The sequence below is a fragment of the Alteromonas sp. ABH4_453 genome (assembly GCF_056160665.1).
Genome location: NZ_JBSWXP010000023.1, coordinates 1 through 373 on the forward strand (window position 1 = coordinate 1; position 373 = coordinate 373).

At 40.2% G+C, this 373-nt stretch carries 1 protein-coding gene; it reads right to left on the bottom strand.

Annotation, left to right across the window (positions count from 1 at the left end; genetic code table 11):
* Positions 1-125 precede the first annotated feature (125 nt).
* The coding region (locus ACXAGV_RS19055) for an IS3 family transposase (RefSeq protein WP_474874575.1) at positions 126-373 on the bottom strand (248 nt) is incomplete at its 5' end.

Here is a 373-nt window from a genome sequence, read left to right on the forward strand (position 1 = left end):
TCTTCCTGAACTTCAGTGACATCAAGGTCACAGACCGACTCATAGTTTTTCTTGTTTATTTCTTCCAATGAAATTTGCATGTTTATCCTGAATTTGGTCTTACCCACTAAAAGTGGACATCCATGTTAAGCGTATGTCACTTCGTATTCGTAAGGGCTGATATAGCCCAATGTTGAATGCTGACGCACGCGGTTATAAAAAATTTCAATGTACTCGAAGATACAAGATTTGATTTCCTGAAGCGAGTTGAATTTCTCCCCGTATATGAGTTCGACTTTCATACGACTGAAAAATGACTCCATTACTGCATTGTCCCAGCAGTTGCTTCTTCTGCTCATGCTGGACACTGCGCCAATGCTCATTATTAGGTCTT